Below are 18,230 nucleotides of genomic sequence, written 5' to 3' on the forward strand. Positions count from 1 at the left end.
TGCGTGGCGTCCGCCGCTCAGGCGGGCTTGGGCGCGGAGTACATCTCCTCGATGACGTCCGAGTAGTCCTTGACCACCTGCGCGCGCTTGACCTTCAGCGAGGGGGTCAGGTGGCCGGACGCCTCCGTGAAGTCCTCGGTGACGATCCGGAACGACTTGATGGCCTCGGCGTGGGACACGGATTCGTTGGCCTTGGAGATCAGCTGCTGCACCGCCTCCTTCACCTTGTCCTCACGGGCCGCGTCGGCCAGGGACAGGCCGGAGGAGAGCCCGTGGCGTTCGAGCCAGCCCGGCAGGGCCTCCTCGTCGAGCGTGACGAGGGCCCCGATGAACGGCCGGTTGTCGCCCACGACCAGGACCTGGGACACCAGGGCGTCCGCGCGGATCTGGTCCTCCAGCAGGGCGGGCACCACATTCTTGCCGCCTGCGGTGACGATGATCTCCTTCTTGCGGCCGGTGATGCGGAGGAAGCCCTGCTCGTCCAGTTCGCCGATGTCGCCCGTGCGGAACCAGCCGTCCGTGAACGCCTCCTCCTGCAGCTCGGGGCGGTTGTAGTAACCGCGCATGACGCAGACGCCCTTGGCGAGGATCTCGCCGTCGTCCGCGATCCGCACGGCATTGCCGGGCAGTGGGGGGCCGACCGTGCCGATGCGGTTGAGGTCCAGCGTGTTGACCGTGATGGGCGCCGTGGTCTCGGTGAGGCCGTACCCTTCGAGCACCAGCAGGCCGATGCCGTTGAAGAAGTGGCCCAGGCGCTCACCAAGGGGTCCGCCGCCGGAGACCGCATGGGTGACGTGGCCGCCCATGGCCTCGCGGAGCTTCTTATAGACCAGCGCGTCGAACAGGGTGTGCTTGAGCTTCAGCCCCAGGCCCACCTTGCCGTTCTGCCGTGCGCGCGAGTAGGCGATCGCGGTCTCGGCGGCCTTGTGGAAGATGCCGCCCTTGCCGCCGTCCTCGGCCTTGGAGAGCGCCGAGTTGTAGACCTTCTCGAAGACGCGGGGCACGGCCAGGATGAAGGTCGGCTGGAAGCTCTGGAGATCCGGAAGGAGGTTCTTCACATCCGGGGTGTGGCCCACGCGCGAGCCCGCGGCCACGGCCAGGACCGAGATGAACCGGGCGAACACATGTGCCAGCGGCAGGAACATGATGGTCGAGGCGCCCTGGTTGACGATCACCCCCAGCTGGGCGAGCGCGTTGTCGGAGAGCTCCGCGAAGTTGCCGTGTGTGAGCTCGCAGCCCTTGGGACGTCCCGTGGTGCCGGAGGTGTAGATGATGGTGGCGATGCTGTCGAGGGAAGAGCTGCTGCGGCGTTCCTCGAGCTCGGCGTCGCTGATGTTCGCTCCGGCGGTGCGGAGTTCGTCGAGCCCGCCGCTCTCGATCTGCCAGACGTGGCGCATGCCGTCCAGGTTCTCGGCGCGGACGGCCGCGCGGATGGCGTGCTCGTGGTGGGCCTGCTCGGCGAAGGCGGCGACGGCGCCGGAGTCGCCCAGGTTCCAGGCCACCTGGCTGGGGGAGGAGGTCTCGTAGATCGGGACGGAGATCGCGCCGGCGAACCAGATGGCGAAGTCCACCAGGGTCCACTCATAGCGTGTGCGGGACATGATGCCCACCCGGTCACCCTGCTGAACCCCGTGGGCGATCAGGCCTTTGGCGAGTGCCGAGACGTCTTCGAGGAACTCGGTGGCCGAGATGTCCTGCCAGGTCCCGGAGCCGTCCCGGGTGGCGAAGAGGGCCGGGTTCCTGTCACCACGGGCGTGCCGCAGCAGGAAGTCGGTGATGTTGCTGGCCGGGTCCAGATGAACCTTGGCCGGCATGCTGAATTCTCGCACGATAGCTCCTTCGATATCCCGTCCCCCGACAGGGCTTGCACCCAGCCTAGTACCCGGGAGATTCCGCGGGTCAGAGGCCGGGAGGTCCGGGCCCGACGCGGGCTGCCGCGCTCGGGGGATGTGATCCACATTATATCTACTCGCCAGTAACTTAGCGTCCGCCTCCCTAAGATGGGCTCATGCAGCACACCATTCCGCGCGCCGCGCGCAGACCGTCGCTGGCCATCGGCATCGACATCGGCGGCACCAAGGTGGCGGCGGGGCTGGTGGACCAGCACGGCCGGATCCTCCGCTCGGAACGCCGTGACACCCCGGGGCAGGACGCCGCGCGGGTGGAGGAGGTCATCGCGGAGCTCGTCGAGGAGCTGAGCGGCGGCCGCCGCGGCGCCCCGGTGGGCATCGGCGCGGCAGGCTGGATGGACCTCGACGGCGGCACGGTCCTCTTCAGCCCGCATCTCGCCTGGCGCAATGAGCCCTTGCGCGCCCGGCTGGAGGAGAAGCTGCGTCGGCGCGTCCACGTGGTCAACGACGCGGACGCCGCCGCCTGGGCCGAGTGGCGTTTTGGGGCGGGGCAGGGTGAGCCCCGGCTCGTCTGCATCACCCTCGGCACCGGGATCGGCGGGGCCATGGTCAACGACGGGCGCCTGGAGCGGGGGAGGTTCGGCGTCGCGGGGGAGTTCGGGCACGCGATCATGGTTCCCGGCGGACACCGCTGCGAATGCGGCAACCGCGGCTGCTGGGAGCAGTACGCCTCGGGCAACGCCCTGGGCCGAGATGCTCGTGAACTGGCCGCGGCCAACTCCCCGATGGCCCAGGAGATCCTGGCCGCCGCGCACGGCGACGTGCACCGGATCACAGGGGCGCTCATCACCCGCCTGGCGCTCGAAGGCGATCCGCAGAGCCGCGAACTCGTGGCCGACGTCGGCGAGTGGCTCGGGCTCGGCCTGGCCAACCTCGCCGCAGCTCTGGACCCCGGCACCTTCGTGATCGGCGGCGGCCTGTCCACGGCGGGGGATCTGCTGCTCGACGCCGCGGAGCGGACGTTCCACCGGAATCTCACGGGCCGCGGTTTCCGGCCGGTGGCGCGGGTCGCCCTGGCGAAACTCGGTCCTGATGCCGGGCTCGTGGGGGCAGCGGACCTCGCGCGGAACGCAGCACGCCGGGCTCCCTTGCGCGGTGCGCCGGCGCTCAAGGCGCCGTGGAGCGCCCGTGGTTCCGGGCCGAGGCCGCGCCGCGCTGGCGGTTAAGCCGGGTCGTCAGAGGCGGGCGCCGTCGTCGTAGTCGTCATCACTGCGGTGCGGCAGCTGCCAGAGCAGGTAGCCGATGCCGGCGATGAATCCTGCGATGAGGACCCACCACACCGGCTGGGGTGCGGAGCGCCAGAAGATCAGGAGCAGCACGATCAGCAGCGGGGACCCCGCGGCGCCGGCCCAGGCGAGAGCCAGGCGGGGATCCGCTTCGCTCAGGGGGCCGGGATCCTCCGGGACGAAGCTGTCCAGTTCCTCTTCCACGTCGGGATCGGTGACGTAGTCCCGGGGTCCGCTTCCTGTGGACGGCGGTGCGGCGGGGCTGCTGAGGCCGAGAGGGTCGAAAGCGGAGAAACCAGACCCGGCGCTCTGGGGTGGGGCTGCAGGCGTGTCGCCGCTGTCGGTCGCCTTCAGCCGCGCGACGAGGTCCTCCCAGACGGCGTCATCGTCCTGGCCGGAGTCCCCGGAATCACGGGGCTCCTCCGGCGGGGGCTCCTCGGAAGAGCGGCTGCCGGGAGTGTTGTCCTCGCCGGGGGTCATCGCCTGGCCCCCAAGGAATCGATGAAGCGGACGCTCCCGTCGAAGATGAGCGGGGCGTCGTTGTCCACGGTGGCGACGTGCAGGCTGTTCTCCAGCCATTCAATGTCCAGCAAGCCGTCGCGCAGACCGTTCTGCAGGGCACGGACGCTCGAATCGCCCACGATGTGGTCCGTGCGGGAGCGGAACAGGTGCACGGGCGTGCTGATGCGGGGGAGCAGCTCCCGGGTGTTCGCGAAGAGCTTGTGCAGCTCATGGACGGACGCCGTGGGCGTGCGGGTGTAGGCGCCCTCGTCGACGCCGGGCTTGAGGATGTCGTTTGCGATCGACGGGGTCGACTTCACCAGGTGCTTGAGCAGGCCGGAGAGCGGGGCGCGCCAGTCGTCGATCACGAGGCCGGGGTTGACCACCACGGTGCCGGCCACGGGCTTGAGCGCGGCGAGCCGCAGGGCGAGGCAGCCGCCCATCGAGAGCCCTGCCGTGACGATCGTGTCGCACAGCGGGACGAGTTCCTGGTAGCTGGCCTCGTAGGCCTGATACCACTCCTGCCAGCTGCGGGTGGACATGTCCTGCCAGGTGGTGCCATGGCCCGGCAGCAGCGGCATCCGCACCGTGAAGCCGGCGTCCGCCAGATGAGTGGCCCAGTCCCGGAGGCCGTGCGGGCTTCCCGTGAAGCCGTGGGACATGACCACGCCCACGCGGGCGCGCGGACCGTGCCCGTCGCTGCTGAACGCGTCGTGAGAGATGGCCGATTGCTCCGGATGCAGTGCCTCATTGCTCATGACTCCATCATTCCCCAAAGTGGCGTGACATGGGACCCAGCGGGCCCGTCCATGTAGTCTGGGCGCAGGTTCCGGGCTCTGTCAGGGCCCACCTGACACCGCCACTTCCAAGGAGGACGGCCATGTTCTACTGGCTGATGAAGAACGTGATCATCGGGCCACTGGTCAAGCTGATCTTCCGTCCCTGGGTCAAAGGCCTGGACAACATCCCCCAGGAGGGCGGCGCCATCCTGGCCTCCAACCACCTCTCCTTCTCCGATTCGGTCTTCATGCCGCTCGAGGTGCCGCGTCCGGTGGTCTTCCTGGCCAAGAGCGACTACTTCACGGGGCGTGGACTGAAAGGCCGGCTGACGGCGGCCTTCTTCCGCCTGACGAACCAGCTGCCGATGGACCGCTCGGGCGGCGCCGCCTCCAGCCTGTCGCTCGGCGCGGGCGCGGAGGTGCTCCGCAACGGCGAGCTGCTCGGCATCTACCCGGAGGGCACCCGTAGCCCGGACGGACGTCTGTACCGCGGCAAGGTGGGCGTGGCCCGGCTCGCCCTCGAATGCCGGGTGCCGATCATCCCCGTGGCCATGATCGGCACGGACAAGGTGCAGCCCATCGGCCGCAAGGTCCCCAGCATCCGCCGGATCGGCGTCATCTTCGGAGAGCCGCTGGACTTCAGTCATCTGGCCGACCGCGCCGAGGAGTACGAGGTGCAGCGCCAGGTGGTGGACGCCGTGATGGAACGGCTCATGAGGCTCTCCGGGCAGGAGTACGTGGACAAGTACGCCGCCACGGTCAAGGCGGAGGCGGCCGCTGCCGCGGCAGGGATCCGGCCCGACGACGGCGGGGACCCGGCGTCGTCCTGACGTCACCTCCCGGAATCCTCTCGGGCGCCCGCCGTCGATGACGTCCGTCCTATGGACCCGAAGCGGTGATCCCGTCCAGGGCGTCTAGAATCGACCGTGTGACTGAGCTTTCCACCACCGCGGCCCCCGACTCTTCCGCCGCCTTCGCGGCCGCATCCCAGAGCGGGGCGGCCGACTATCCCGGCCTCGACCAGTGGCGTTCGCTGCCGATCAACCAGCAGCCCACCTGGTCCGATCCTGAGGTCTTCGACGCCTCGGTCAAGGAACTGTCCATCCTTCCCCCTCTTGTCTTCGCGGGTGAGGTCGATGTGCTGCGCGAACGCCTCGCGGCCGCAGCCCAGGGACGCGCCTTCCTCCTGCAGGGCGGTGACTGCGCGGAGACCTTCGAGGCGGCCACGGCCGACCGGATCTCCTCCCGGGTGAAGACGATCCTCCAGATGGCCGTCGTCCTGACCTACGGCGCCTCGCTCCCCGTCATCAAGATGGGCCGCATGGCGGGGCAGTTCGCCAAGCCGCGTTCCTCCAATGACGAGACCCGGGACGGCGTCACCCTGCCGGCCTACCGTGGTGACATCGTCAACGGTTACGAGTTCACCCCCGAGTCCCGCGCGCACGACGCCAGCCGCATGCTGCGGGCGTACCACACCTCGGCCTCCACACTGAACCTCATCCGGGCGTTCACCACCGGTGGCTTCGCCGATCTCCGCCTGGTGCACCAGTGGAACAAGGGCTTCACGGCCAACCCGGCCCACGCCCGCTACGAGTCCCTGGCCAAGGACATCGACCGTGCCATCACCTTCATGCAGTCCTGCGGCGCGGACTTCGAAGCCCTCAAGCGGGTGGAGTTCTTCGCCAGCCACGAGGCGCTCCTCCTGGACTACGAGCGGGCCCTCACCCGTATCGACTCCCGGACCGGGTTCCCGTACGACACGTCCTCGCACTTCCTGTGGATCGGTGAGCGCACCCGCGAGCTGGACCACGCGCACGTGGACTTCCTGTCCCGCGTCCGCAACCCGATCGGGGTCAAGCTTGGCCCGAACACCTCGGGCGATGACGCGCTGCGCCTCATCGACAAGCTGGACCCGAACCGCGAGCCCGGCCGCCTGACCTTCATCACGCGCATGGGCGCGGGCAAGATCCGCGAGAACCTCCCGCCGATCGTGGAGAAGGTCACCGCGTCCGGCGCCCAGGTGCTCTGGGTGACCGACCCCATGCACGGCAACACCGTGACCAGCAAGAACGGCTACAAGACGCGCCGCTTCGACGACGTCATGGACGAGGTCCGCGGCTTCTTCGAGGTGCACGAGGCCCTCGGCACCTTCCCGGGCGGTCTGCACGTGGAAATGACGGGCGACGACGTCGCGGAGTGCCTGGGTGGCGCGGACCCGATCGACGAGGCCGCCTTCGAGGACCGTTACGAGTCGGTCTGCGATCCGCGGCTGAACCACATGCAGTCCCTGGAACTCGCGTTCCTGGTGGCCGGGGCGCTCTCGAAGCGCTGAGTCTGAAGCACTGGCCGGGGCGACCCCGGCGCACAGAAGAGGCCGGTCCGTTTCCCACGGACCGGCCTCCGGCGTTTCCGGGCTGGCGTCAGCCGAGTCTGCATGAGTCGGGATGGCGTCAGCCGACCGGTTCGTCCTGAAGGTCGTCCTCGAGCTCGGTGTCGCTCAACTGGCGCGCCGACAGCTCCGCGAACGCGCCGCCGGCCGCCCGCAGCTCCGGGGCCGTGCCGTGCTCGATGACGCGGCCGCCGTCGAGCACCACGATCTGTTCCGCGTCCTCCACCGTGGAGAGACGGTGGGCGATCGTCAGGGTCGTGCGGGTGGCGGCGAGGTGGTCCAGGGCCGCCTGGACCTGGGCTTCCGTGGTGTTGTCCAGGGCGCTCGTGGCCTCGTCCAGCACCAGGACGCGGGGATTGCGCAGCAGGGTGCGGGCGATCGCCAGGCGCTGCTGCTCGCCGCCGGAGAATCGGTGACCGCGTGCGCCGACCATCGTGTCCAGACCTGCGGGGAGGCTGCGGATGAGGTCGGCCACGTGGGCCGCCTCGAGCGCCTCCCACAGCACGTCGTCACCCGCGTCCGGTGCGGCGATCCTCAGATTGTCCCGGACGCTCGCGTGCGCCAGATAGGTCTCCTGGGAGACCACGCCCACGATCGCGGACAGGTCCTGGAAGCTGAGGTCCCGCACATCGACCCCGTCGATCGTCACGCGGCCTGCGCCGACGTCGTTGAGGCGGGGGAGCAGCGAGGCCAGCGTCGACTTCCCGGAACCCGTGGGCCCGACGACGGCGGCCGTCGTGCCGGCGGGGATGGTCAGGTCGACGTCGCTGAGCACGTTCGTCCCACTCCCGGGGTAGGCGAAGTCCACGTGCTCGAAGCGCACCTCACCGCGGACGGCGGCCGGGTCGAGGCGCACGGGGTGCTCGGGCTCGCGGATCTCCGGGACCAGGTCGAGCCATTCGAAGATGCGGGAGAAGAACGCCATGGCCGTCACCCACTGAAACCCCGACGCTCATGAGGCCCATGACCGGCCGGAACAGGCCGGACTGCAGGGCGGTGAACGCCACGATGGTGCCGATCGAGAGATCCATGCCGCCCACCGGCAGGCCGGCCGCGAGGTAGATGACGGCCGGGATGGCGGCGAAGACGATCTGCATGGCGGCCATCCGCCACCGCCCCGCCAGCTGGGACCGCATCTCGAGATCGGCCAGCTCGCGGCTCGCCGCGTCGAAGCGTGCGGCGTCCCGGGACGTGGAGCCGATGGTCTTGGCCAGCCGGATCCCGGAGACGGAGAGCCCCTCATCCACATACGTCTGCAGCTCCGCCATCTTGGCCTGCTGTTTCACGGTGATGTCCCGGCGCTGCAGCGCCACGCGGCGGGCCACCCAGATGGAGGGCGGCAGGACGAGGAGGGAGACGAGGCTGAGCCAGGGGGAGAGGGCCACCATGGCGATCACGGTGCCGATGGCGGTCGTGACGTTGGAGGCCACGGCTGTGGCCGTGTTGGTGACGAGGTTCTGCATGCCGTTGATGTCATTAGTCATGCGGGACTGGACCTCACCGCCGTGGGTGCGGGTGAAGAAGCCGAGAGACTGGGCCTGCAGGTGGCCGAAAAGGCGGGTCCGGAGATCATGCATGACCCCCTGCCCGATGCGGGTGGAGATCCACGTCTGCCAGACGCCGATCACCGCGGTCACTGCAGCGACGCCGATCATCGCGAGCACCAGGAGACCGAGCAGTCCGGTGCGTCCGTGCGGCAGGGCGTCGTCGATCACGCTGCGCACCAGGAACGGCTGGAAGAGGGAGACGATCGAGCTGCCGGTGATCAGGACGACCACCAGGAGCAGCGGGCCCTTGTAGGCGGAGAAGAGGGCGGCGATGCGGCGTTTGCTGACCGGGTGCTGGTCGAGCTGAGTGAGGTCGGCCTTGTTGATGCGGCCGGGGCCGGCGGGGCGTCCTGCGCCCGGGCCTGGGGTGTGGGGGACGGCGCCAAAGGTCATCCGGGGCCTCCTGAGGGGTCTTGGGGGAGCCGGCGCATTCCGCGCGCCTCGATAAGGAGGTTACCTCCGTAATCGGGGAATGTAAAGAGGTAACCTCCTCATCTTTCCTTCGGGGCTGCGAATGCCTACAGTGTGACCATGACCCCCGACCGCATGGAGCTCCCTGACCTGGTCCATTCCGTCTCGCACGGACTGCGGCGCAGCTGGATGGCCGATCTGTCCCCCTTCGGCCTGTCGCCTCACCAATGGCGCGCGTTGCACGTCATCGCGTCGCACGACGGCGAGCCGCAGCGTCAGCGCGACGTGGCGGCGGCCCTGCGGATCGCGCCGCGTTCGGCGGCGGAGGTGCTGAGCCAGCTCGAAGCGGAGGGGTTGATCGCGCGCACGCAGGATCCCACCGACAAGCGGGCCGTGCTGCTGTCCGCCACCACGGAGGGGCTGGAACTGGAGCGGAAGGTCCACGCGGTCCGCTCCCAGCGCGGCGACGAGTACTTCGCCACTCTGGGCGCGGAGGACCGGGCGGAGCTGACACGGCTCCTTGGGCTGCTGCTCGAGGCCCATCCTCGGCCCGAGGAAGGGTGGCGACTGCCGAGGGGCGGGGCTACACCACGGTCAGCGTGATCGTGGAGCCTTCGGGCGCCGTGCCGTCCCGGGGGTCCTGAGTACGTACGGTGCCGAAGAAGCCACCGAGGACCTCATTGATGACCACGGTGAAGCCCAGCTTCTCCAGTTCGGCCTTGGCCACGGTGGCCTGCTTGCCCACGAAGTCGGGGACCTCCACGGGCCGAGGCCCCTTGGACAGTGTCAGGGTCACGGTGTCGCCCTTGAACAGTGTGCCGTTGGCGGGGACCTGGGCGGCGACCTTGCCGGCCGGGATGTCCTTGCTGAACACCTGCTCCTGGGCGGCCTTCACCTCGAAGCCTGCGGCGGTGAGCTTCTGCGTCGCATCGTCCTCGCTCAAGCCCAGGACGCTCGGCACCGGGACGGGTTCAGGTCCCTTGGAGACCGTGAGGTTCACGGGCGTGCCGCGGCGCACCTGAGCGCCACCGCCGGGGGACTGGGCGATCACCTGGCCCGTGGGCACGGTCTCGCTGTACTTCTCCGTGACGCTTCCGGCCGCCAGGTTCGCCGCGGTCAGCGCGCTGCGGGCGTCGTCCAGTGTCTTTTTGACCAGGCCCGGAACAGGAAACAGCTGCGGTCCCTTGGAGACCAGCAGCTGCACACCCTCGAACTTGCGGATCACGGTTCCGGCCGGGGGCTCGGTGGCCACCACCAGACCGCTCCCGACTTTCTCGTCGAACACCTCCTGCTGTTCGGCTTTGATGCCGTAGCCGGCGAGAATCGACGCGGCCTGTTCCGCGGGCTGGCTCTTGAGGTCCGGCAGCGTGACCTGCGCGCCCGGACCCATGCCGAAGAACCATCCGGCGCCGGACGCCAGGAGCGCGAGCAGCACCAGGACGACCACCCAGATGACGCCCTTGCGCCGCGGGTTCCCCTGCCGCACCTGGCGGGTGGGGGTGGCCAGGGCCTTCGCCTCCTGGCGGGCCCGTTCCTTGTCGTCCTTCCTCTGCTGCCGCTTGCTCGGCGGGGCGCCGGGGGCAGTGGCATGGGGCAGGACCGTGGTCGACTGCCCGGTCTGCGGGATGACCGACGTCGCCAGCGGATCGGGCGGACCGAGCGCCGTGGTGTGCTGCTCTCCCGCGGGCAGCACCGTGGTCTGCAGACCTTGCGCGCCGATGACCTCGGTGGCGCCGCCACCCTGAGGGGCGCTGTGGTACGCCGGGTTCGCCCCTGGACCGCCCGGACCGGCTGGCCGCGGTTCGAACGGCAACGGCGCCGGCGCGCCCGGCGCGGGAAGGTCCAGGTCGTCGGCGGGCAGGGTCGCCGCGACATGGCGCAGCTCTCCGAGGAAGGCCCGTGCGTCCACCGGGCGCTCATCCGGCGCCTTCGCCGTGGCCCACTGGACGAGTTCGTCGAAGTCCTGGGCCAGACCGGGACGCTTCAGCGAGGGGGCGGGGACCTGGTCGTTGACGTGCTGGTAGGCCACCTGGATGGGCATGTCGCCCGTGAACGGCACACCGCCCGTGAGCAGCTCGTAGAGCATGATCCCGCAGGAGTAGACGTCACTGCGCGCGTCGGCGTCGTGGCGCAGGAACAGCTCGGGGGAGAGATAGGCCACCGTGCCCAGGAGCTCTCCGGTGCTGGTCTGGGCGGAGGCCTGACGGGCGAGCCCGAAGTCGCCGATCTTCACGGCGCCTTCTCGTGAGATGAGCACGTTCTCCGGCTTGACGTCCCGGTGGATCAGTCCGGCCTCATGAGCCGCGGCGAGGCCTTCGAGTGCCGGAGCCAGATAGCTGATGGCGACCCGCGGCGTGAGGGCGCCCTCGGTGCGGATGACGTCCCGGAGAGTGCGCCCCTCGATGTACTCCATGACCAGGTAGGTCAGGCGGCCGTGGCGTCCGTGGTCGAGGACGGAGACGACGTGGGGGTGGGAAAGCCGGGCGGACGCGCGGGCTTCCCGGGCGAAGCGCTCCACGAAGACCTCGTCGGACGCCAGCTGAGGGTGGAGCACCTTCAAGGCGACGGGGCGTTCCAGCGTGACGTGGAGCGCTTTGTACACGGTGGACATGCCGCCGTCCGCGATGCGTTCGAGCACGCGGTAGCGGTTGTCGACGACCGTGCCGAGAAGCGGGTCTTCAGAGCGGTGTTGCACCCTACGATCCTAAGTGGTTTCGCGACAAGGGTCCGGTACGACGCGTACCGGACCCTTGTCGACAGGCGGGATGTGCTCAGCGGAACGTCGCGCGGTGTGCCTTGATGGCGGCGACGTAGGCCTTGGTGTCCGAGTACATGCCATGGTGCTCCACCGAGTACTGACCCTGGTAGTACCCGGCGATCGCGTAATCGGTGTTGCGGCTGGTGCGGAGCAGCGAACGGATGATCGCGATGCCGGCCGTCGCATTGTCGTACGGGTCCAGCAGGTTCAGCTGACGGCCCACCATCTGGGACGCCCACTCACCCGAGCTCGGAATGACCTGCATGGTGCCGATGGCGTTGGCCGGGGACACCGCGCGCTGGCTGAAACCGGATTCCTGGTAGGCGAAGGCCATGGCCAGGGCCGGCTCGACACCCATGCGTCGTGCGGTGTCGGCGACGATCTGACGCATCTCGGCGCGCGTGGGCACCGGCGAGGCGTTCAGCAGAGCCTTGTTGCGGTTGGCGGAGTTGACCACGGCCTTCGGGTACTTGTACCCGAGGAAGGAGTCGGGCACCAGACCGCCCTGGTCACCCTGATTGCTCGGGGCGGTGGGGCTCGTGGTCTGGCCGGCGCCGGGGATCGCAAGCTTCTGGCCCGGGTAGATGATGGAGGTCATCTTGAGCCGGTTGGCGTTGAGCAGGGCGCTCAGGGAGACGCGCTGACGGGAGGCGATGGCACCGAGGGTGTCACCCGCACGGACCACGTAGCTGCCGCCTGAGACGGCGCCGCCACCCGTGGAGCCCTTGCCGGTCTGTCCCGTGGACTGGGGCACTACGCCGCCGCCCGCCGAGACCTTGATCTTCTGGCCGGGGTAGATGATCGACGTGGCGCGCAGGCCGTTCCAGGACAGGATCGAGCTCAGGCTGACGCGATGACGCATGGCGATGGCGCCGAGGGTGTCACCGGAGCGGACGGTGTAGGTCGAGCCGCCCTGCGAGGTGGTGGGCCGCGAGACCTGACCGCCGGAGGAGGACGGCGCGGAGACGCCCGCCTTCAGCTTGATGGTCTGGCCGGGGTAGATGATCTGATTTGCCCGGATGTTATTGAGCTTCAGGAGGGCGTTCAGGCTCAGGCCGTAACGATGGGCGATGCCGCTCATGGTGTCGCCCGAGACGATGCGGTACGTGTTGGGAACGGCCTTGAGCGCGATCTGCAGAGTGGCGGGCAGCGACGTCGCCACCTGGCTCACCGGGAGGAGGTTGGCCGAGGCACGGCCGGCGATGGCGGCCTCGAGGCCCTGAGGAAGGCGCTTGGCGGGGGTCACGTTCTGAGGCACCGACGCCTCGGCCGGCTGAGCCAGCGCGAGCGAGGAAAGGACGACTGCGGGAAGGGCGGCCGTCGCCACTGCTGCGGTGGCCCGTGAACGGTTCGTTGGCGATGTGAGGCTCGTCATTCAGTGTCGTCCTTGGCGTCAGGGTCATCCGCTGAAAGGGGAGATTTCAGCGTGTGACCTGTGGTGCGTATGTGAAAGTTGATGGTCGTGTTGAAAATGTGACCAATGTGAATCTCTCACGAAAATGCGGCTAGCACAAGAAGAGCCGGATTTGCTGGGCGACGCCCCGGCGTGTCCTGGACGCCCTGGTCAAGCGCGGAATCCCGGAGCTGCGGGACGGGCTAGGTGGGAGGCGGTCCGGCGTGGCACCCTTAAAGGGTGAGCAATGTTGAAGCCCTGGTGGGCGAATGGCTGCCGTTGCCGGATGTGGCGGAAATCCTTGATGTGAAGATCTCCCGGGTCCACGGGCTGATCGACGAGCGCGCCCTGGTGGCGCTGAAGGTGGGCGAGCGGAAGATCCGCAGCGTTCCCGCCGAGTTCGTGAAGGACGGGGAAGTCCTGGACTCCCTCAAGGGGACCATCGCGGTCCTGATCGACTCCGGATTCACCGATGAGGAGCTCATCACGTGGCTCTTCACGGAGGACGAGTCCCTCCCGGGCCGCCCGGTGGACGCGCTGCGGGCCGGCCGCAAGACCGAGATTCGCCGCCGCGCTTCCGCGCTGGCCTGGTAGCGCACGGAGACAGGAACACAGAAGGGCAGGTCACGGATCCGTGACCTGCCCTTCATCATTCCGTGTCCTGTTCCTGACTGGCCGCCTCAGGAACCGCGCCGTCTCAGGAACTGCGCTGCCTTAGGGACGGCGCTGCCTCAGGAACTGCGCTGCCTTAGGAACCGCGCCGACTCAGGAACTGCGCTGCACTGCCGCCTCGGCCAGGGACCGCAGGGCCTGCCGTGGCAGGTCGGGAATGCGCAGTTCGTCCAGTGCGGTGAAGCTCGCAGTGCTGAGCGAGGCGATCTCCGTCTCGACGGCGGCCAGAGCGCCGCACGCCGTCATGTCCGCGCGGACCCGCGCGACGTCGTCGTCGGTCAGATCGGAGTGGCCGAGGGCCGACTCCAGGAACCCGACCTGATCCGGCGTGCCCAGTTCGCGCATGAAGGCGACCAGCAGGGTGCGCTTGCCCTCCCGCAGATCGTCGCCGGCGGGCTTGCCCGTGGTGAGCGGATCGCCGAAGACGCCCAGCTCGTCATCCCGGAGCTGGAACGCCTCGCCCAGGGGGAGTGAGAAACGGGAGAACCCGTCGAGGAGCTCCTGAGGGGCCCCTGCGATCGCGCCGCCGAGCGCCAGGGGATGCTCGGTCGAGTACTTGGCGGACTTGTAGCGGATGACAGTGCGGGCCCGCTCGACGGCCCCGTCGACCGTGCGGAGCGGCCCGGCCACCTCTTCGAGGATGTCGAGGTACTGACCGGCCATCACCTCGGCCCTCATGCGGTTGAAGATCCCGCGTGCCACGGTGCCGGCACGCGTGGCCGGCCCGATCTCCGAGAAGGCCTCTTCGCTGAAGGACAGGCAGAGGTCCCCGGTGAGGATGCCCGCGGCGTGGCCGAATCGCTCCGGGTCCAGCCTCCAGCCGGACTCCAGGTGCAGATCCGCGAAGGACTGATGCACGCTCGGCCGGCCGCGGCGGGTGGCCGAGCGGTCGATGATGTCGTCGTGGATCAGCGCGGCCGCCTGGAAGAGCTCGAGCGCGACGCCGGCCTGCACCGCCTCCTCGGCCTGCGCCTCGCCGCCCGCGGCCCGGAACCCCCAGTACGCCAGGAGGGCGCGCATCCTCTTGCCGCCGCTCACCAGGGTGCGGATGGATTCGAGCAAGGGGGCGACGTCCGCAGAGATCTCCGAGACCAGATGGCGCTGGCGGTCGAGGAAGTCGTCGAGCCGCTCGTTCACCGCGGCGACGAAGAGGCCCTGTTCGGTGCTCACCGCGGCGCTCAGGCCGGGCTGGGATGCAGTGGTCATTTCGCGCTGGCCGTCCTCACCGTGGCGCCGATGGTCACGGTGCTCCCACCCGGCGCGGGCGCGGCGTTCAGGCTGACGGTCTCGTCTCCGTTGTTCCGGATGAAGGTCTTGTTCAGCACGCCGTCCACCGTGGTGGACGCGGTCGCCGTGAAGCCGAGCTTCTTGAAGTGTGCGGTGTAGAAGGTGTCCGCGGCGGCGGGGGCGGACGGCGCCGTGCCGGTGAACGCGACGTCGGTCACCTGGCCGCGCGGGCTCACGGTGCCGGTCACCTGTGTGAGCTTCGGCATCGACGGAATGAGCGCCGACGGGAAGTTCGCGGGGAGCGCGGGTGCGGTGGAAGCGGCCTGCGCGGCGGCGCTCGTGGAGGCCGACGGCGTCGCGGTCGCCGTCGACGCGGGAGTGGCGGCCTCAGGGGTGCAGGCCGTGAGGCTCATCCCCACGCACAGAGCCACGGCGAGACCGGCGCGTCGCCACGCCGTCGGGTGCTTGGTCAATCGGAACTCCTCCGGTGGATCGAGCCTGCGCAGCCGCAGGGCCCGGCCGGGCCACGTGCCGGCGGGGGCACTCCTATTTTAGAGGGCCTGACGTGGAGGTCCATGCCGGACTCCGGTGGAGGCGTTCTTCTGTCGGAGGAGCTGGCTAGCATGGTGGGTATGGAGGCGCGGGAACTGGAGAGGTGGAGGAAGTGCAGCATCCTCCACGTGGACATGGACGCCTTCTTCGTCGCCGTGGAGCAGCGCGAGAATCCCGCGCTGCTCGGACGCCCCGTGATCGTCGGATTCCCGGCGGACCGCTCCGTCGTCCTGTCCGCCTCGTATGAGGCGCGGGCCTTCGGAGTGCGCTCAGCGATGCCGATGTCTCAGGCCTATGCCCGTTGCCCCCAGGCGGTGATCGTCCCACCCCGCCACGAGCTGTACTACGAGGTGTCGGCTCAGCTCATGGAGCTCTTCCGCTCCTATACGGACGCGGTGGAGCAGCTCAGCGTGGACGAGGCTTTCCTGGACGTGTCCGGCGCGCTCCGCCGCGTCGGGTCGCCGGTGGAGATCGCACAGGACATCCGGCGCCGCGTCCGCGCCGAGCTCGGGGTCTCCGCATCCGTGGGGATCGCCGGCACCAAGTTCCTGGCCAAGATCGCCTCCACCCGGTCCAAGCCGGACGGCCTGCTGGTGATCGAGCCGGAGCAGCAGCTCGAGTACCTGCACTCATTGCCGGTCAAGGCGCTCTGGGGAGTGGGCGGCAAGTCCGAGCAGCAGCTCGCCCGGCTGGGGCTGAGCACCGTGGCGGACGTCGCCGCGACCCCGCTCCCCGTGCTGCGCAAGGCCTTCGGTGCCATGGGGGAGCACATTCACGCGCTGGCCTGGGGGAGGGACCCGCGTCCGGTGACCCCCGAGCGGGTGGATAAGAGCATGAGCGCGGAGACCACGTTCGCCGAGGACACTCGGGACGCCGCTGCCCTTCACCGGGCCCTGCTCTCCCTGTCCCACCGCGTGGCCAGGAGGCTCCGTTCCGGCGAACTGTCGGCGGGCGGGGTGGCGCTCAAGCTGCGGTACGCCGACTTCAGCACCATCACCCGGAGCCGTCGACTCGACTATGCCACCGACTCAGGCGCCAAGCTGTACGAGCTCTCCCGCATGCTGCTGGACGCCGTCGGCCCCTTGCCGCAGGCGATCCGCCTGATCGGGGTGCGGGCGGATCATCTGGAGGCCGGGTCGGGTGCGGTCCAGCTGAGTTTCGACCGCCAGGACGACAACTGGCGCAAGGTGGAGAAGAGCCTCGATGAAGTGCGGGACAAGTTCGGAACCTCCGGGCTCACTCCTGCCCGGCTCCTCGGATCCGCGACCCGGAACCGGCCCGGGACGGAAAGTCCTCCTGAAAAGGCGGGATGAGTCGAACTCCACTTTCAACCGGACGATCTGAGGCATAAAATTGGAGTACGGGGAACTTCCCCGCTGAGGAGTCCGTTGCACTAGTCAGTGGCACCACGATCAAGCCGACTGGCGCCCGGAGATGAGGAGGTCGTCATGCCGCTCTCGGAGCATGAACAGAGGCTGCTCGAGCAGCTGGAGCGCCAGCTGCATGAGGACGATCCCAAGTTCGCCAGTCAGATGGAACAGGGCGCCGCTCATCGCTGGTCCACCAAGCGCCTGGTGATCGGCGCGTTCGCCGTCGTCGCGGGCATCCTGGTCCTGCTGCTCGGCGTCACGCTGCAGAACATCGTGGTGGGTGTCCTCGGATTCCTGGTCATGGGCGGAGGCGTCTACTTCGCCACCAGCAAAGGCAAGGACCTCGCCCCGGCCTCCGGTCACCGTGACACGGGGGCCCGCGCCTCCCGCCAGAGGTCCGGTTTCATGGAGGACCTGGAGCAGCGCTGGGAGCAGCGCCGCCGCGAAGAACCCTGATCCTTTCGGCCTGACGGCCCGTCCGTCAGGCCGCAGCCCTGCCGCTCCGGTGCCCTGATGGCGCCCGACGACGGCGGGAGACCTGCCTCGAGAGCCCGCTTCGGCGGGCTCTTCGTCGTTTCCGGGGGACTTGTTTTCCGGCGTCCTGGCCCTCACAGCCTGCTTGCCGCGCGCACATCCTCCGAGGGCGGGCCCGGCTCTCCCCGGAGCCCTCCACACCCATCCCCATTTCGCTCAACGCTCTCCTCCTCTTCCCTCCCCGGAGCGTGGTCAGGAGTCCACCACTTCGCTCCACGCTTCCCTCCCTTTCCCTCCCCGGAGGGTGTTCCAGGCCGTTTTCCGGCCTTTCCCTGGCGCTCCCGTCCGCCCGCGGCGCTCCCGGGCGCTGACGGCGCTGATTTTCCCTCCACTTCCCACCACGCCCCTGGATCCCAGTGCTGGCAAGGATTTTCGCAAAACAACACGCTGGAGAAAACGTGTTTCGACCTTGACCGTGGTGCGAAGTGGAGTACAGTGGAGGCAGTAAGAGGGTAGTGGCGGCACTTGGGGTAGTACGGCAGCTTTCGACGGATCGGCGGTGAGCAGTGTTCCTTGGCACTCACTCGCCGCGTCTCGACGAAAAAGGCCGCATCATCCTGCCGGCGAAGTTCCGCGAGGAACTGGCCAACGGACTGGTCCTGACAAGGGGCCAGGAGCGCTGCATCTACGTCTTCAGCCAGAAGGAATTCGAACGTATTCACGAGCAGATGCGGCAGGCTCCACTGTCCAGCCGCCAAGCCCGCGATTACATGCGTGTCTTTCTGTCTGGAGCCTCTGATGAGGTACCCGACAAGCAGGGGCGCGTGACGATTCCGCCGGCGCTCCGGGAGTACGCGGGTCTGGGACGGGAGCTGGCCGTGATCGGCGCAGGCACCCGGGCCGAGATCTGGGACGCCCAGGCTTGGAACCAGTACCTCGAGGAGCAGGAGAACTCCTTCTCCGACACGGACGAAGACGCGATCCCCGGGATCTTCTGAGGAAGAACCCAGGCCGTTTCCTG

17 protein-coding genes are annotated in these 18,230 nt (G+C 68.9%); 8 read left to right on the forward strand and 9 right to left on the reverse strand.

The features are described from left to right. Nucleotides 1-17 precede the first annotated feature (17 nt). Nucleotides 18-1,829, reverse strand: coding sequence for an AMP-dependent synthetase/ligase (locus tag QFZ52_RS05620; protein ID WP_307496646.1), 1,812 nt, complete (start codon nucleotides 1,827-1,829; stop codon nucleotides 18-20). 179 nt (nucleotides 1,830-2,008) lie between these two features. Between QFZ52_RS05620 and QFZ52_RS05625 the strand changes: the two genes are divergently transcribed. Continuing rightward, nucleotides 2,009-3,076: an ROK family glucokinase gene (locus QFZ52_RS05625; protein WP_307496647.1), complete on the forward strand. Its 1,068-nt coding sequence runs from the start codon at nucleotides 2,009-2,011 to the stop codon at nucleotides 3,074-3,076. Nucleotides 3,077-3,085: 9 nt separating this feature from the next. Here the strand turns inward: QFZ52_RS05625 and QFZ52_RS05630 are convergent, their stop codons facing one another. Both QFZ52_RS05630 and QFZ52_RS05635 read right to left on the reverse strand, forming a co-directional pair. After that, entirely contained in the window at nucleotides 3,086-3,616 is a 531-nt protein-coding gene (locus tag QFZ52_RS05630) for a hypothetical protein (RefSeq protein ID WP_307496648.1), read from the reverse strand. Continuing rightward, nucleotides 3,613-4,395, reverse strand: a complete 783-nt coding sequence (locus QFZ52_RS05635) for an alpha/beta hydrolase (protein ID WP_066215524.1) — start codon at nucleotides 4,393-4,395, stop codon at nucleotides 3,613-3,615. Before QFZ52_RS05635 ends, QFZ52_RS05630 begins: the two co-directional genes overlap by 4 nt. Before the next feature lie 122 nt (nucleotides 4,396-4,517). On the opposite strand from QFZ52_RS05635, the gene QFZ52_RS05640 reads away from it, so the two are divergent. Together QFZ52_RS05640 and QFZ52_RS05645 are read left to right on the forward strand one after the other, a co-directional pair. Then, nucleotides 4,518-5,246: a lysophospholipid acyltransferase family protein gene (locus QFZ52_RS05640; RefSeq protein ID WP_307496649.1), complete on the forward strand. Its 729-nt coding sequence runs from the start codon at nucleotides 4,518-4,520 to the stop codon at nucleotides 5,244-5,246. Nucleotides 5,247-5,344: 98 nt separating this feature from the next. Next, the gene (locus QFZ52_RS05645) at nucleotides 5,345-6,748 is read left to right on the forward strand and encodes a class II 3-deoxy-7-phosphoheptulonate synthase (RefSeq protein ID WP_307496650.1); all 1,404 of its coding nucleotides are present in this window, start codon (nucleotides 5,345-5,347) and stop codon (nucleotides 6,746-6,748) included. A 118-nt stretch (nucleotides 6,749-6,866) separates the two neighbouring features. Here the strand turns inward: QFZ52_RS05645 and QFZ52_RS05650 are convergent, their stop codons facing one another. Together QFZ52_RS05650 and QFZ52_RS05655 are read right to left on the reverse strand one after the other, a co-directional pair. Next, a complete protein-coding gene (locus QFZ52_RS05650; protein ID WP_307496651.1) occupies nucleotides 6,867-7,730 on the reverse strand; it encodes an ABC transporter ATP-binding protein in 864 nt (287 codons plus the stop codon). Beyond that, a complete protein-coding gene (locus tag QFZ52_RS05655) occupies nucleotides 7,630-8,745 on the reverse strand; it encodes an ABC transporter ATP-binding protein (RefSeq protein ID WP_307496652.1) in 1,116 nt (371 codons plus the stop codon). Before QFZ52_RS05655 ends, QFZ52_RS05650 begins: the two co-directional genes overlap by 101 nt. A gap of 138 nt (nucleotides 8,746-8,883) precedes the next feature. Between QFZ52_RS05655 and QFZ52_RS05660 the strand changes: the two genes are divergently transcribed. Beyond that, a complete protein-coding gene (locus QFZ52_RS05660) occupies nucleotides 8,884-9,366 on the forward strand; it encodes a MarR family winged helix-turn-helix transcriptional regulator (protein ID WP_307496653.1) in 483 nt (160 codons plus the stop codon). Here QFZ52_RS05660 and QFZ52_RS05665 read toward each other — a convergent pair. Continuing rightward, a complete protein-coding gene (locus QFZ52_RS05665) occupies nucleotides 9,347-11,458 on the reverse strand; it encodes a Stk1 family PASTA domain-containing Ser/Thr kinase (protein ID WP_307496654.1) in 2,112 nt (703 codons plus the stop codon). The two genes, QFZ52_RS05660 and QFZ52_RS05665, sit on opposite strands and share 20 nt — an antisense overlap. A gap of 76 nt (nucleotides 11,459-11,534) precedes the next feature. Then, complete coding sequence (locus tag QFZ52_RS05670; RefSeq protein ID WP_307496655.1) at nucleotides 11,535-12,896, reverse strand: lytic transglycosylase domain-containing protein; 1,362 nt, start codon at nucleotides 12,894-12,896, stop codon at nucleotides 11,535-11,537. A gap of 258 nt (nucleotides 12,897-13,154) precedes the next feature. Here QFZ52_RS05670 and QFZ52_RS05675 point away from each other — a divergent pair, with 258 nt between their 5' ends. Then, nucleotides 13,155-13,508, forward strand: coding sequence for an Rv2175c family DNA-binding protein (locus QFZ52_RS05675; RefSeq protein WP_307496656.1), 354 nt, complete (start codon nucleotides 13,155-13,157; stop codon nucleotides 13,506-13,508). A gap of 171 nt (nucleotides 13,509-13,679) precedes the next feature. On the opposite strand, the gene QFZ52_RS05680 is transcribed toward QFZ52_RS05675, so the two are convergent. Continuing rightward, nucleotides 13,680-14,792, reverse strand: a complete 1,113-nt coding sequence (locus tag QFZ52_RS05680; protein WP_307496657.1) for a polyprenyl synthetase family protein — start codon at nucleotides 14,790-14,792, stop codon at nucleotides 13,680-13,682. Continuing rightward, nucleotides 14,789-15,286 (reverse strand): hypothetical protein, encoded by a 498-nt coding sequence (locus QFZ52_RS05685; protein ID WP_307496658.1) that lies wholly within the window; start codon nucleotides 15,284-15,286, stop codon nucleotides 14,789-14,791. The genes QFZ52_RS05680 and QFZ52_RS05685 overlap by 4 nt, the downstream gene beginning before the upstream one ends. A gap of 150 nt (nucleotides 15,287-15,436) precedes the next feature. Between QFZ52_RS05685 and dinB the strand changes: the two genes are divergently transcribed. From dinB to mraZ, 3 genes are all read left to right on the forward strand, one after another. Then, entirely contained in the window at nucleotides 15,437-16,678 is a 1,242-nt protein-coding gene (gene dinB / locus QFZ52_RS05690) for a DNA polymerase IV (protein WP_307496659.1), read from the forward strand. A 135-nt stretch (nucleotides 16,679-16,813) separates the two neighbouring features. Next, nucleotides 16,814-17,191, forward strand: a complete 378-nt coding sequence (locus QFZ52_RS05695) for a DUF3040 domain-containing protein (protein ID WP_307496660.1) — start codon at nucleotides 16,814-16,816, stop codon at nucleotides 17,189-17,191. Between the two features lie 584 nt (nucleotides 17,192-17,775). Further along, nucleotides 17,776-18,207 carry a division/cell wall cluster transcriptional repressor MraZ gene (gene mraZ, locus QFZ52_RS05700; RefSeq protein WP_066215498.1) on the forward strand — a complete coding sequence of 144 codons (432 nt, stop codon included), beginning with the start codon at nucleotides 17,776-17,778 and terminating at the stop codon, nucleotides 18,205-18,207. Nucleotides 18,208-18,230 lie beyond the last annotated feature (23 nt).

The organism is Arthrobacter woluwensis, from assembly GCF_030816155.1.
GTDB lineage: Bacteria > Actinomycetota > Actinomycetes > Actinomycetales > Micrococcaceae > Arthrobacter_E > Arthrobacter_E woluwensis_A.